This window comes from Chryseobacterium sp. RLHN22, assembly GCF_051011795.1.
In the GTDB taxonomy this organism is placed as follows: domain Bacteria; phylum Bacteroidota; class Bacteroidia; order Flavobacteriales; family Weeksellaceae; genus Chryseobacterium; species Chryseobacterium zhengzhouense.
The window spans coordinates 1-15,040 of sequence record NZ_JBPCHW010000014.1; the positions used below are offsets into that span (position 1 = coordinate 1).

Sequence of the window (15,040 nt, forward strand, 5' to 3'; positions counted from 1 at the left end):
ATGAGGTAAAATCCATTTTTCCAGTTTATCTTTGCTTATGAGTTCCAGATTTTAGTTCTTTTTTTTTGCAACTCTAAATTGCTAATTTTCTGGAAACTCTTTTTCTAAAAAAGTTTAAACAGGCTTTAGATAATAAAAATACCCAAAAGAATAAAAATCAAAGATTTTTAATTTATGTGTTCTTATCTGCAGTTTATCTAGCTGCTTAAATATTAATGGTTAAAATCTTTTGTGCCTTTTGTGGTTATATAAAAACTTTAATCAAGTTTATGATTTAAAATAGCCTTCAATCTCATATTTAAAACTTTATTTTTTATATTTTTGTGACCAAATTAGAAAAGCAATGAAAAAAGTATTAGCAATCGTATTCTTAGGAAGTTTAGTAGCAGTAAGCTGTTCAAAAAAAGAAGAAAAATCTTTACAGGATAGTAATATTATGTTGGAAGAACCTGCAACACCAACTGTAACGGATTCTACAGCTGCTAAAACAGATTCTACACCGGCTCCGGCTTCAACTCCTGCACCTGCAGCAACAGATTCTACAGCAACAAAATAATGAAAAGACTGTTTTTGACAGGATTTGTAAGCTTGCTTATTCTTTCCTGCTCTAAAAAAGAAAATTCAGAAGTACAGTCTACAGATTCAGGTGACGTTCCGACTCCTGTTGTTGCGAATGTTTCGGGACAGACTTTGATAGAGACGTCTGACTGTATGGCTTGTCATCATGCTGATGAAAGAATGATAGGACCTTCTTATAAAGAAATTGCCGAGAAATATTCTGAAAAAGATATTGAGATTTTGGCTTCGAAAATCATAGAAGGCGGAAGCGGCAATTGGGGAAGCGTGCCGATGCAGGCTCACCCTCAGTTTTCAAAAGAAGACGCCAAAAAAATGGTGGAATATATTCTAAAGCAGAAGAAATAAATGTCTTCTGAAAAATCAAATCTGCACCCAAGAAATCTGCATCGTAATCTCTATGATTTTGATTTGCTCATTTCTTGTGTGCCGGAATTGAAACATTATGTTTTTAAAAATTCTTACGGAAATTTAACCATTAATTTCAGTATTCCAAAAGCAGTAAAATTGTTGAATAAAGCTTTATTGCAGCATTTTTACAACATCAAAAACTGGGATATTCCGGATTCGAATCTTTGTCCGCCCATTCCCGGAAGAGCCGATTATGTTCATTGCCTCGCAGATTTATTAGCTGAAAGTCATCATGAAATTCCAAAGGGTTCTGTTGTTAAAGGCTTAGACATCGGAACAGGAGCCAATTTGGTTTATCCGTTGATTGCCAACAAATCTTATGGCTGGAAAATGGTCGGAACAGACATCAATAAAGATTCTTTTGAAAATGCACAACAGATTTTAAATCAAAATCCTGATTTGTCAGGTGAAATTGATCTAAGATTTCAGGAAACCTCAAATCATATTTTTAAAGATATTATTTCTTCGGAAGAGCATTTTCAGTTTTCAATGTGCAATCCGCCGTTCCATGATTTTGAAGAATCTGCAATGAAAGGGAATTTGCGTAAGACAAAAAATCTCAACAAATCCAAAATTAAGAAACCAAATCTGAATTTCAGCGGACAACAGTCTGAACTTTGGTGTGAAGGTGGGGAAATTGCTTTTGTGTCGAAGATGATTGAAGAAAGTGCAGAATTTTCATCACAAATCCTTTGGTTTACCTGTCTGATTTCCAAAAAAGAAAATCTTTTCAAGCTAAATTTACTTTTAAAGAAACTAAAAGCAGTAGAAATCAAAACTATTGAAATGTCTCAAGGTCACAAAGTAAGCAGAATTTTAGCATGGACTTTTATTCCGAAAGAATACATAAAAAATTGGTTTTAACATTTTATTTTGGGCAGCTTAATCCGCCTTCCGCTCCCGCTTTTTTGTTCCGCTTTGCTTCACAAAAAGAGCTCCGCTCAAGTCGGGCTGCAATTTGTTGATATATAAAAGTTTATCCAAAGTTTGTCTTTCCGTAGTAATCTCAACATCACTTTTAACATTCTACTTTAGATTCCTGCTGAATGACAAACGGAGTATTAAATTTTATCATAAAAAATTAACTTCCATAAAACCTTAAAATTCACTATTTTTGCATTTCGAAAAAATTGAATTACAATGCAATTATCAGAACAGGAAATTATTAGAAGAGAAAAGCTGAATAAGCTTGTTGAAATGGGAATTAACGCATTCCCGGCGGAAGAATACACAGTTACAGATACAACAGAATCTATAAAACAGGATTTCGCAGAAAGTAAACAGGTGAAGATTGCGGGAAGATTGATGTCTCGCCGTATTCAGGGGAAAGCTTCTTTTGCTGAATTGCAGGATTCCACAGGTAGAATTCAGGTGTATTTCAACAGAGACGAAATCTGCACCGGTGAAGACAAAACTTTATACAACGATGTTTACAAACATCTTTTAGATATTGGTGATATCATCGGTATTGAAGGAGAATTGTTCACTACTCAGGTGGGTGAAAAAACGGTTTTGGTAAAAAACTTTACGCTTTTAACGAAAGCTCTAAGACCTCTTCCTCAGGCAAAAACTGATGAAAACGGAGTTGTTCACGATGCTTTCAATGATCCTGAACTAAGATACAGACAACGTTACGTAGATTTAACGGTAAATCCAAATGTAAAAGAAATTTTCGTGAAAAGAACAAAATTGTTCAATGCGATGAGAACTTTCTTCAATGAAGCAGGATATTTTGAGGTTGAAACTCCGATCTTACAATCGATTCCTGGTGGAGCTGCTGCAAGGCCTTTCATTACGCATCACAATGCTTTAGATATTCCATTATATTTAAGAATTGCTAACGAATTGTATCTGAAAAGATTGATCGTTGGTGGATTTGATGGTGTTTATGAATTCTCCAAAAACTTCAGAAATGAAGGAATGGACAGAACGCATAATCCAGAATTTACGGCAATGGAAATCTACGTTGCCTACAAAGATTACAACTGGATGATGGATTTCACGGAGAAATTATTGGAATTCTGTGCAACTTCCGTAAATGGTTCTGCGGAATCTACTTTTGGAGAGCACAAAATCAGTTGGAAAGCGCCTTATCCGAGAGTTTCTATGACGGAAGCTATTTTGAAATATACAGGTTTTGACATCACCGGAAAATCTGAGCAGGAATTATTTGATTTTGCTAAATCTATCGGAATCGATGTGAACGAAACGATGGGTAAAGGAAAACTGATTGACGAAATTTTTGGTGAGAAATGTGAAGGTAACTTCATTCAGCCAACCTTTATTACCGATTATCCGATTGAAATGTCTCCTTTGACGAAAAAACACAGAAGCAAGGAAGGTTTGACGGAACGTTTTGAATTAATGGTTTGCGGAAAAGAAATTGCGAATGCTTATTCAGAATTAAATGATCCGATTGATCAAAGAGAACGTTTTGAAGAGCAATTGAAATTAGCAGAAAAAGGAGATGATGAAGCGGGACAGTTTATTGACGAAGATTTTCTTAGAGCTCTTGAATACGGAATGCCGCCAACTTCAGGTTTAGGAATCGGAATGGACAGATTGATTATGTTCTTAACCAATAACCCGTCAATCCAGGAAGTATTGTTCTTTCCTCAAATGAAACCGGAAAAAGCAACGCCTCAAATTGAATTGGGAGAAGATGAACATTTGATTCTTGATATTTTGAAATCAGGGGAGCAAATTGCTTTGGCTGAAGTAAAAACATTAAGCAAATTATCCGGTAAAAAATGGGATAAAGCTTCAAAAACTTTAACGAAAGGAGGTTTGGTAAAAGTTGAGAAAATTGATGAGAATGTTTGGATAAAGCTGGTTTAAAACGGCTTATAATAAAATAAATATAAAAAGCGAGCTATTAGTTCGCTTTTTTCATTACCGAATGAATAATTTTTATTAAATTTACTTTGATAAAAACATATATAATGAAAAAAATAATGACCGCAGTTCTTGCGCTGTATTTTGCGTATTTTTACACGCAAATTACTCTTACAAAAGATTTAACTTCGGAAATAATGGGGTGGTAGAAATTGGTACAAGAACCAATTCGATGTTACAATTATCCTATTATAACACGCCTACATTTCAAGGAGACAAATTGTTTTTAAATCAGACTACTTATAATGGCTCTAACAATTTTATCGGACGGAAATTTTATCGGCTTAACAATAACGGAACTTTAGACTCAACGTTTGGAAACAATGGAGAGGTAAGTGTAGTAACTTCAATTCATGAATCGGATAGTTTTTATTCCGATTCAAATAAATTTTATTTAAATTCTGGAGAAAAATATCTTTCTAGCGGACAAGTAGAGACTGGATTTGGAAATATCAATTCGTCATTGACTACATCTTATCATCATTATAAAATAGTTTTACCGGACGGAAAAATAATCTCAAGAAATCAACAAAGTATTAGCAAATATGATCCAACAGGTTTGCCAGATGCCGCTTTTGGAAATAACGGAGTTCAAACCCTTATTTCATCGTTAGAGAACACTAGTACAAGTTTCGGAGATCTTGTTTATTATGATAATGATTTTTTATATGAAGTCGTTATAAATCAAGGGGGACAGCCTCACATAAGAAAGATTAATTTTAGTTCAGGAAATTTAGATTCATCATATGGACAAAGTGGTTATTCACAATTTTCAAGCACATTAAGTAATCCCGTGCTTTATTGTGGAAGTTCGGTGATTTCTCAGAATAATACATCATTTATTCACAATTATAAAAACGGTACAGATGGACAGTTAACAAAGACTAATTCTTCAGGTAATGTAGATAATACTTTTGGAATTAACGGTAAAATCGATTATTCTGATTCATATGTATTTAATGGTGACAATTACAGCAGTGCTGAAAATAAACCACTTCTATATGGTAACTATATTTTCTTGATTTCAGCTTCATACGACCTAAATGGAGCTACTACTTTAACAAAAATAGGACTTAGAGGCTATGATCAATCTGGAAATCAAATTTTTATTAACGGAAATGTTCACGATGTCTTACAAGAAATAAATTTAACTGATACTTTTTACCCAATAATTAAAGATAATTATTTGTATATTTTCTATGATAATAAAATTTCGAGATATATTTTTAATCAGTCTATATTATCAATAAATACAGTTATGAAAAATAAAGATTCAATAAATTTTAGCAATCCCTTCAAAGATGTATTGAATCTAAATAACGATGAAAAAATAAAATCTGTTGAAATTTATGATGAAACAGGAAGATTGGCTTTAAAAACTAATAAAGCGAAAAATATTGATACTTCTTCTTTGAATAAAGGAATTTATTTTATAAAAATAACTACAGAATTAAATCAAATAATTTCAAAAAAAGGAATAAAAAATTAAAACAAAAAATCCTGAACATATTTTCAGGATTTTTTCTTTAGACAAACTATAAAATAATATTTCTTCGTTATAAGGCAAACTAAAATTATGAAACTTGCTTTTTTCTTAATATTCTTATTATTTTTTATTCTTGATGATGCACAAACATTAACCTCAATTTACTTCGCAAACAACAGTTCCGAACTGAGCAATGAATCCAAAATAAAACTCGACAGTTTAGCTCAATTAAAATCAAAATATACTTTCAGAATTTTCGGAAATGCAAATCCTTTAGGAAATGAAAGTTTAAATAAAAAACTATCAGAAAACCGAGCGAAAAGAGTTACAGAATATTTGAAAAATAATATTGAGGAAAATATTCATTTAGCAAGTTCGGTGGGATTGGGAATTTCAAAGCAGATTAATGATAACAGTTCGGAAGATTTATTAGCAAGAAACAGGCGTGTAGATATTTTCATTGAGCGTTTTTTCGACAAGGGAGAGAAGATTTCCAGAAGCGTTTATCCAAGTTTTTTCGATGTGAAAATTGCTTCCATGAAAGTGAAAGATACCTTTTCGTTACCGAATGTCAATTTTATCGGTGGTCGTCACGTCTGGCTTGCAAAAGGGACTTCAAAATTGTATTTGCTTTATGAAATTTTAAAGAAAAATCCGACTCTCGAGGTAGAACTTCAGGGGCATATTTGTTGCGATTATGAAAATTTTGACGGTGAAGATTTAGATTTAAAAACATTTAATCTTTCCTTTACCAGAGCCGATGCAATCCGAAGTTTTTTAATTAAAATGGGAATCGAGCCGCATCGTATTAAAGCTGAAGGTTTAGGACATCTCAATCCTGTTATTTATCCCGAAGAAACTGAAGAAGACCGGACTAAAAACCGACGGGTGGAATTGGTTTTAATAAAAAAGTAATTCTGAGAATTTTAACGCTATGAGCGCAAAGTTATTTTAATTTCACATTTATTTTTCCGCTCGAAAAGGCACTTCGTTCAGCAAATAGGAGCAGAAATTTTGCTTGAATGAAATATTTTTGCGAAAGAAATTTATAAAGAACTTAAATGAAAATCTTTGAGTTTTTATAATTTTAAAGTATTAGTTAGCTTCTTTATTCCTAACTTTTATTTTCTCTGCTTACTAAAAGAGATCATCAGGTAAAACAAAAATGGTAAGATAAATATTGAGCCTAAAATAAGTGCCCATCCTAATGCAGAAATTGTTTTTGCAGCTGCAGAATATTCCAGTAATGAAAGATGATCACCGTTTCCGAATAATATAATATTCGGGTTGTGCTGATAAGTTGCTGCAACCAGAATCATAATGATCTGAAATCCGGCCAAAGCTCTTACTGGGAGTAATTTCCGCGTGTGCATTGCTCTAAGAATTAAAATTAAGCAAACTGAAGCAAAAGAAACAGCCATTATACCTAAAGGTTTTGAAACAACCCAATAAAGGAGAGGAATGTCTGATAAATAAGCTGTTATAAATACTAGAATTCCTGTGATAATCACAAAAATCATGGTCTGATGTGATTTTCTGATCATTAAACCTAGTTCAAAGCGGTCGATCGTTTCCCTTAAAGCAAAAACAGAAGCGAGATAAGCACATAGTGAAACTGTGAAAAGTCCAACTGCAATACCGAACCAGTTTAACCAGCTGAAAATATACAGATCAAGGAAATTTTTCGCATCAGGATTGATGGAGCGTGAAACCGTAGATGCTGCAATTAACCCAAGAAAAAATGGAGTAAGCAAACTTGAAAAATAAAATATCTGTGTATAAACTTTTTGCCAATCGTCTTTTACCGCATCGTAATGCCTGAAAGTAAAGGCGGTTCCTCTTGCAATAATTCCCACAAGCATTAAAACCAAAGGAATGTGAAGATAAGTGGAAAGAGTCGTGTAAATTTGAGGAAAACCGACAAACAGAATGACAATTGCAATGATCAGCCACATATGATTAGCTTCCCAGACCGGTGCAATCGATTCATACATAATTGTTTTTGTCTTCAGGCGGTTTTTCTTTCTGGTAAAAAGCTCAACAATTCCGGCTCCGAAATCAGCACCTCCTAAAATCAGGTATGCACAAATAGAAAGCCATAAAAAACCAATAACTACGTAAATCATGATTTTTTGTTTTTAGAATTAAACTGTTCATCTGTAGGATCATATAGCTTCGGTACCATTTTGATCTGCCTGTTTAAGAGGAAAATAATAATCAATGATAGAGACACAAAAATTGCCGTGAAGAAATAAAAGGAATATTGAATTCCGGGCATCGGAGTTACAGCATCTGCAGTTCGCATGATTCCGTAAATAATCCAGGGTTGTCGCCCAACCTCAGTTACCGTCCAGCCTGCTTCCAGAGCAATATAGCCAAAAGGTGTGGCGTATAAAAATGTTTTTAGCAGCCAGCTTTTAGAAAGCCAATCTTTTTTGAAAAAATAAGCATACAGATAAATCATTCCAATGATGATCATTACGACTCCGAAGAAAATCATAATCTGAAAGGCATAATGAACAACAGCAACAGGAGGCCATTCATCTTTAGGGAAATCTTTCAAGCCTTTTACTTCAGAATTGAAATCATTACTCACGAGAAAACTCAAGACCTTCGGAATTTTCAAAGCATATTTAATTTCTTCTTTTTCCTCATCAGGAATACCGCCGATGACAAATGATGCACCTTTTTCGGTTTCAAAATGAGCTTCCATGGCTGCTAATTTTATCGGTTGTCTTTCAGCAACAGATTTTGCGGCAATATCTCCACTCAAAGGTGCTCCAAATGCTCCGATCAAGGCAAAACCTGCAGCAATTCTGAATGCTTTTGTGTGAAATTCAACATTCTTTTTTCTCATAATTAAATAAGCATGAACTCCTGCAACCGCAAATCCTGTCGCACAAAAAGCTGCAACGGTCATGTGTAAAGCTTGTGGAAACCAGGCTTCGTTAAACATGGCTTTAATAGGATCGATATTTAAATATTGTCCGTCAACATAATCAAATCCGGCGGGAGAATTCATCCATGCATTTGCTGCAACAACCAAAATTCCTGAAGCTAAGCCGCTTAAACCGACTAAAAATCCACAAAACCAATGAAACCATTTATTGAATCTATCCCATCCGTAAAGGAAAAATCCGATAGCAATCGCTTCAATAAAAAAAGCTGTTCCTTCCAAAGAAAATGGCATTCCGAAAATGGGACCTGCATGTTTCATAAATTCAGGCCAAAGAAGTCCAAGCTCAAAAGAAAGCATTGTTCCGGAAACTGCACCTGTTGCAAAAAGTATGGCTACACCTTTACTCCAAGCTTTGGTGAGTCCTTTATAGACTTCATTTTTTGTTTTTAAGTATTTCCAGTGGGCAAAAGCCATCAGAAAAGGCATGACCATACCTACACACGAAAAGATGATATGAAAACCGAGCGACATCGCCATCTGAGCGCGCGCAGCCAGAAAATCGTCCATAATATTTCATTTTTCACCTCTAAGGTACGCATTATATGATGTGCTTTTATATGATTTAAAACATTCTGGTTAATTCATTAATCTGCTGTAACTTTATTGTTTTTTTACCATTAAATATTGACTTTGTTTTAATTACAGTTTCAAAGATTTTACATGTAATTAAACTTTTATAAGTCGAAAAAAATCACGATATTTGTAGGTCTTTGCATTTAGCAGGATTTTTAATATTTTATATGAGTCAAAAACAATATACAGCTAGTAGTATTCAGGCATTGGAAGGAATGGAGCACGTACGTATGCGTCCTTCAATGTACATTGGTGATGTGGGAGTAAGAGGTCTCCATCATTTGGTTTATGAAGTAGTAGATAACTCTATTGATGAAGCTTTGGCAGGTTACTGCGACACCATTTTCGTCAGCATTAAAGAAGGAAACGGAATCGAGGTGAGCGATAACGGTAGAGGTATTCCGGTTGACTTCCACGAAAAAGAACAAAAATCTGCTCTTGAAGTTGTAATGACAAAAATCGGAGCTGGAGGTAAGTTTGATAAAGATTCTTATAAGGTTTCCGGTGGTCTTCACGGAGTTGGGGTGTCTTGTGTGAATGCGCTTTCTAACCAAATGGTGACAACGGTTTACAGAGACGGAAATATCTATCAGCAAATTTATTCTAAAGGTAAAGCTCAGACTGAAGTTGAAGAAATCGGTCACAGTGACCATAGAGGGACCAAGCAGTTTTTCCAACCGGATGATACAATTTTCACTGATTTAGTTTACAACTACGATACATTAGCAAGCCGTTTAAGAGAACTTTCTTACCTTAATAAAGGAATTACAATAACTCTTACTGATGAAAGAGAAAAGTTGGAAGATGACTCTTTCAGAACTGAAGTTTTTCATTCTGAAGGCGGTTTAAAAGAATTTGTTGCATTCATCGACGGAAACCGTGAATCTATCATGGAAAACGTAATCTTCATGGAAGGTGAAAGAGACGATATTCCTGTTGAGGTGGCAATGCGTTACAATACATCATTTAACGAAAACCTACATTCATACGTAAATAATATTAATACTCATGAAGGGGGAACTCACTTGGCTGGTTTCAGACGAGCTTTAACGAGAACTCTGAAGAAATATGCTGATGATTTAGGAATTCCGCAAAAAGAAAAAGTGGAAATTACCGGTGATGACTTCCGTGAAGGTCTTACAGCAGTTGTTTCTGTAAAAGTAATGGAGCCTCAGTTTGAAGGACAAACCAAAACCAAATTGGGTAACTCGGAAGTTTCCGGAGCGGTTGATAAAATCGTGGGCGAGATGCTGACGAATTTCCTTGAAGAAAATCCTAACGAAGCAAAATTAATCGTACAGAAAGTTGTTTTGGCTGCAAAGGCGAGACAGGCTGCGAAAAAAGCCCGTGAAATGGTTCAGAGAAAATCTCCGATGGGAGGTTCTGGTCTTCCGGGAAAATTATCTGACTGTTCATCAAAAAGTCCTGAAGAATCTGAACTGTTCTTAGTGGAGGGAGATTCTGCAGGTGGAACGGCTAAACAAGGTCGTGACCGTCATTTTCAGGCGATTTTACCATTAAGAGGTAAGATTTTGAACGTTGAAAAATCGATGCTTCATAAAGTTTACGAAAATGAAGAGATCAAGAATATTTACACAGCTCTTGGAGTTTCTGTAGGAACAGAAGAAGACAGTAAAGCTTTAAATATGACGAAACTGAGATATCATAAAATCGTTATCATGACCGATGCTGATATCGACGGTTCTCACATCTCAACATTGATTTTGACTTTCTTCTTCAGATACATGAAAGAACTGATTGAGAACGGATATATTTATATCGCCCAACCACCTTTATATCTATTGAAAAAAGGAAACAAGAAAATTTATGCTTACAATGAAAAAGAGCGTGAAGAGTTTACTTTAGAAATGTCTCCGGATGGAAAAGGAGTAGAAGTTCAGCGTTACAAAGGTCTTGGAGAGATGAACCCGGAACAGCTTTGGGAAACTACTCTAAATCCTGAACACAGAATTTTGAAACAAGTAACAATCGATAATGCGGTTGAAGCAGACGGAGTTTTCTCGATGTTGATGGGAGATGAGGTTCCGCCAAGAAGAGAATTTATCGAGAAGAATGCTAAATATGCTAAGATTGATGCTTAATTAGTTATTTTAAAAATATTATATAAAGACTTCATTATTGTAATGGAGTCTTTTTTTGTTAATAAATCTCATGATGATGAAAATATATTAACATTTTATTAAGATTTTTTATATTTTTGAAAAAATTAATAACGATGATGAAATTATGGTGCATTGGTGCTCTCTCATTAACCTCAGTATATTATGCACAAAGTTATCCTGTATCTGAAATCAGTGATGTTTTAAAGAAAAATGCAAGTGCAGTTATAAGAAACGAAAGTACAGTTTTGGAAATTAATAAAATTGATGAAATTGTTTACCGGAATTCTTCTGCAATCACTGTAATCAATAAAGATGCAGTAGGTTTTGCTATTCCCAGAATTTATTATGAAAAAGGAAATACGGCTTCCAATATCAAAGTAACGGTTTATGATGAGAAAGGCGTAAAAATTAAAAGCTATTCAAAAAGTGATTTCACAGATGTAGCTGCCAATTCCCAAGGTGCATTTTATTCGGATAACAGAGTGATGTATCTTTCTTATACTCCGACAACTTATCCTTATACCATAGAATTCAGTTATGATCAAAAAGATCCGAATACGGTTTTTATTCCTGATTTTATGCCTTACCAGGATTTTAATATTTCTCTGCAGAAAAGCAGTTTTAAAATTATCAATAAATCTGGGATCAACCTACGCTCAAAAACTTATGAATCACCATATGGTTTTGCTGCTGTAAAAGTTTCTGATGAAGATGGAGGAAAATTATACACCTACGAGAATATTCCTGCTATTGATCATGAAGATATGACACCAAATCCTCAGAAAATATTGCCAAAAGTAAGCTTCTCTCTCGATCAGTTTAGTCTTGTGGGGAAAAAGGGAAACATTACAACATGGAAAGACTTTGGTTTATGGTATTACAACAATCTTCTGACGCCTGTTTCGGTTTCAACACCTCAGATAAAATCGGAAATTGCCTCACTTAATCTTTCAGGTTCTACAGAAGAAAAAGTAAAGAAAATTTATCAGTACATGCAAAGTAAGACAAGATATGTTTTCGTGGCTTTAGGAATCGGAGGGTGGCAACCGATGTTACCAGATGAAGTTCAGAAGAAGGGGTATGGGGATTGTAAAGGACTTACGAATTATATGAAAACACTCCTTGATGAAGCAGGGATACCTTCTTATTATGCGATTATCAATTCCAATTCTTCGCCGATAAGTTTTGATACCGATTTTCCAAAAATGGGTGGAAATCATGCTATTCTGGTTGTTCCGACGGAGAAAGGTAATATCTGGTTAGAAAATACCTCTCAGGAGATTGCCTATAATCATTTGAGTTACAGCACGACAGATAGAAATGTTTTGGCGGTAAAGCCAACAGGAATCGAGATTATGCAGACTCCGGTCTATTCTTCTGAGCAGAATAAAGAAAAGCAGATTTTAAATATCCAATTGAATCCTGACAAAACAATAAATGGTAAAGGGAAATTTACCTATACAGGAAATCAATACGATTTTAATTTATCTTACTCAGGATTAGCGCAAACTGAAAGAAACAATGCTGTTAAAAACAGTTTTTCAACTTTAAATTTCGAAAAAGTGGAAATGTCCGGTTTTAAAAATAACAGAGACATTGCTGCAGTTGATTTTGATTTGGATTTTAAGGCAGTTAACTATTCCAAAATGGTGGGCTCAAGTTACATTTTCAGAGCTGTACCTATCTATTCAGATGCTACTTATCATCAGGATGAAAATAGAAAACTTCCTTTCGAAAATCGTTTCTCATTTGAAGATGAATACGAGATTATCTATAAACTTCCTGCGGGATATTTTATAGAAGAAATGCCGGAAAATGGCACTATAAATTCGGATTTCGGAACATATAATATTTCATTTGAGAAAAAAGATGATCAATTGATTGTAAAAAGATTTTTACAGATGAAAAAAGGCCTTCACCCGAAAGAAAAGTACAATGATTATATCGGTTTCAGAAAAAAAATCATGAATGCCGATAACTCTAAAATTTTAATTTCTAAAAAATCATAAATGAAGAAAATATTTTTTGCATTATCTTTTACAGTTTCTACTGTTGCTGTCTATGCACAAAAACATGAGTTTCTGAAAATGCCGAAATTCGATATTGAGGATTTGAAAAAAACAAAATCTGAGATCGATGAAAAAGCTCCGGCAGAAACTTTATATCGCTCAATACACTATCATATTGATAACTCTACAGGTAATTTCATTAAAAAAGTTAAATATAGAGTTAAAATTTATGACAAAGATAAATCAGAAGACTGGATGAATCTGGAGATTCCGCTTTACGATAATAACCAAGGGAGCAGAGAAACTCTTAATTCAATGAAAGCCTATGTTTATAATCTTGAAGATGGTAAAATAGCTGAAACAAAGGTAGATAAAAGCTCGAAATTCAGATCTAAAGAAAACAAATATATAACGACCAGCAAATTTGCTTTTCCTAACATCAAGAATGGCTCTGTCATTGAATTTCAATATGAAATCACTTCACCTTTCTCTTATGAAATTCCTCTAACCTATATTGAAACAGATACCCCTTCAGAATATACCGAATATGTTTTTGAATCACCGATAAATATGTCGTATAATATTGATTTCAGAGGCTCTCTGATTCCGAAATACAAAAAAGTAGCAGAAGAAAACAGTTATGGGGCTCAATATAAGACATACAGATTTGCTTATGAGAATTTAAAAAGTTTTAAAAAAGAAAAATTTGTAAAAAACAACGATAATTACAGAACCCAGATCAGGGCAGAATTACATTCTACATTTTTCAATAATGGTTTGAAAAACTACACATCAACCTGGGAAGATATCAGGAAAAAACTCTGGGAAGATGATGAGTTCGGGAATCAGTATAAAAAAGATCGATTGGTAAAAGAAATCATTCCCAAAAATATTTCAGAAGAAAAAGATCTGCATAAGAAGGCGAATCTTTTATTAGATTTCGTTAAAAACAATTACACATGGAATGAGCGTTACGGTTTTAGAACAGACAACGGAATCAAAGATTTGATTAAAAATAAAACAGGTAATGTTGCAGACCTAAACTTACTTTTGTTAAATACCTTGAGAAGCGAAGGCATCAAAGCATATCCTATCCTGATTTCTACAATAGGGCATGGCTTTGTAAATCTTACTTTCCCAAATTTGGGTAATTTCAATTATGTTATTGTATGTACAGAAATTGATAAGAAAATATACCTTTATGATGCAACATCCAAACAGGCAAAAGAAGATCTTCTTCCGGCAAGAGTCTGGAACAATAATGGGCTGCTTCTGAGAGATGATAAAGCCGAACTTATTTCTCTTACCAATATTAAGGAAAGTTATAACAGTCATACGGTTAAAGCAAAGATAAATCCTGATGGTACAGTTTCCGGTGTTTATCAGGATCAGGATGAAGGAATGGGAGCTCTTAATGCGAAAGAACGGTTTGATGAAAATCAGGATAAATATAAAAAAGAATACAAGGAAGTTTTCTCTGTTGATTTTGATAATATCAATTCAAGAGCTTTAGATGGAGGTGAATTCCGTTCTACGATGAGCTTTAGCTCAGGCAATATGATTGATAATTTAGGAAAAAGAAAAATCATCAATCCACTTTTATTTTTGTATCAGACCAAGAATGATTTTGATCAGGAAGAAGAAAGAAAATATATGATTGATTTTATTTCTCCAATGAGCAAAACTAAAGTTGTAGAAATAGAAATTCCAGAAGGTTATGAGGTCGCTGAGCTGCCAAAAAGTAAAAAAATTGTAACTGAAGATAAAGAAATCAGTTATTCTTATACCGTAGAGAAAAAAGATAACAGAATAGTAACAGTTTCGGAATATAAAATTGCCAGCGCAGATTATCCCAAAGAATACTATCCTGCCTTCAAGCAGATTTGGAAGGTAATTTCGGATTCTGAAAGTCAGGTAATGAGTTTAATTAAAAAATAAACAATTATTTTAACAAAATATCCAAAACCATTCATTTTGTGAATGGTTTTTGCATTCTAGTCGGAAATAA

The 15,040-nt window shown here is 34.0% G+C and carries 11 protein-coding genes; 9 read left to right on the top strand and 2 right to left on the bottom strand.

The genetic code is table 11. The annotated features are described in order from the left end of the window. The first annotated feature begins 343 nt into the window (after positions 1 to 343). The 6 genes from ACR1PN_RS13920 (at position 344) to ACR1PN_RS13945 (ending at position 6,283) form a co-directional block, all read left to right on the top strand. Complete coding sequence (locus tag ACR1PN_RS13920; protein WP_433980528.1) at positions 344 to 556, top strand: hypothetical protein; 213 nt, start codon at positions 344 to 346, stop codon at positions 554 to 556. Continuing rightward, on the top strand, positions 556 to 924 hold the full coding sequence (locus tag ACR1PN_RS13925; RefSeq protein ID WP_433980529.1) for a c-type cytochrome: 369 nt from the start codon (positions 556 to 558) through the stop codon (positions 922 to 924). Before ACR1PN_RS13920 ends, ACR1PN_RS13925 begins: the two co-directional genes overlap by 1 nt. Further along, positions 925 to 1,851 carry a 23S rRNA (adenine(1618)-N(6))-methyltransferase RlmF gene (rlmF, locus tag ACR1PN_RS13930; protein WP_433980530.1) on the top strand — a complete coding sequence of 309 codons (927 nt, stop codon included), beginning with the start codon at positions 925 to 927 and terminating at the stop codon, positions 1,849 to 1,851. Between the two features lie 276 nt (positions 1,852 to 2,127). Further along, a complete protein-coding gene (gene lysS, locus ACR1PN_RS13935; RefSeq protein WP_433980531.1) occupies positions 2,128 to 3,825 on the top strand; it encodes a lysine--tRNA ligase in 1,698 nt (565 codons plus the stop codon). A gap of 229 nt (positions 3,826 to 4,054) precedes the next feature. Continuing rightward, a complete protein-coding gene (locus ACR1PN_RS13940) occupies positions 4,055 to 5,371 on the top strand; it encodes a T9SS type A sorting domain-containing protein (protein ID WP_433980532.1) in 1,317 nt (438 codons plus the stop codon). Positions 5,372 to 5,458: 87 nt separating this feature from the next. After that, complete coding sequence (locus ACR1PN_RS13945) at positions 5,459 to 6,283, top strand: OmpA family protein (RefSeq protein WP_433980533.1); 825 nt, start codon at positions 5,459 to 5,461, stop codon at positions 6,281 to 6,283. Between the two features lie 206 nt (positions 6,284 to 6,489). Here the strand turns inward: ACR1PN_RS13945 and ACR1PN_RS13950 are convergent, their stop codons facing one another. Beyond that, positions 6,490 to 7,494 carry a cytochrome d ubiquinol oxidase subunit II gene (locus tag ACR1PN_RS13950; RefSeq protein WP_433980534.1) on the bottom strand — a complete coding sequence of 335 codons (1,005 nt, stop codon included), beginning with the start codon at positions 7,492 to 7,494 and terminating at the stop codon, positions 6,490 to 6,492. Next, positions 7,491 to 8,834, bottom strand: coding sequence for a cytochrome ubiquinol oxidase subunit I (locus tag ACR1PN_RS13955; RefSeq protein ID WP_433980535.1), 1,344 nt, complete (start codon positions 8,832 to 8,834; stop codon positions 7,491 to 7,493). Before ACR1PN_RS13955 ends, ACR1PN_RS13950 begins: the two co-directional genes overlap by 4 nt. A gap of 233 nt (positions 8,835 to 9,067) precedes the next feature. Here ACR1PN_RS13955 and gyrB point away from each other — a divergent pair, with 233 nt between their 5' ends. The 3 genes from gyrB to ACR1PN_RS13970 all read left to right on the top strand — a co-directional run bounded on the left by gyrB (position 9,068) and on the right by ACR1PN_RS13970 (position 14,970). Then, a complete protein-coding gene (gene gyrB, locus ACR1PN_RS13960) occupies positions 9,068 to 11,002 on the top strand; it encodes a DNA topoisomerase (ATP-hydrolyzing) subunit B (protein ID WP_433980536.1) in 1,935 nt (644 codons plus the stop codon). A gap of 134 nt (positions 11,003 to 11,136) precedes the next feature. Next, positions 11,137 to 13,032 carry a DUF3857 domain-containing protein gene (locus tag ACR1PN_RS13965; protein WP_433980537.1) on the top strand — a complete coding sequence of 632 codons (1,896 nt, stop codon included), beginning with the start codon at positions 11,137 to 11,139 and terminating at the stop codon, positions 13,030 to 13,032. Next, positions 13,033 to 14,970, top strand: a complete 1,938-nt coding sequence (locus tag ACR1PN_RS13970) for a DUF3857 domain-containing protein (RefSeq protein ID WP_433980538.1) — start codon at positions 13,033 to 13,035, stop codon at positions 14,968 to 14,970. Positions 14,971 to 15,040 lie beyond the last annotated feature (70 nt).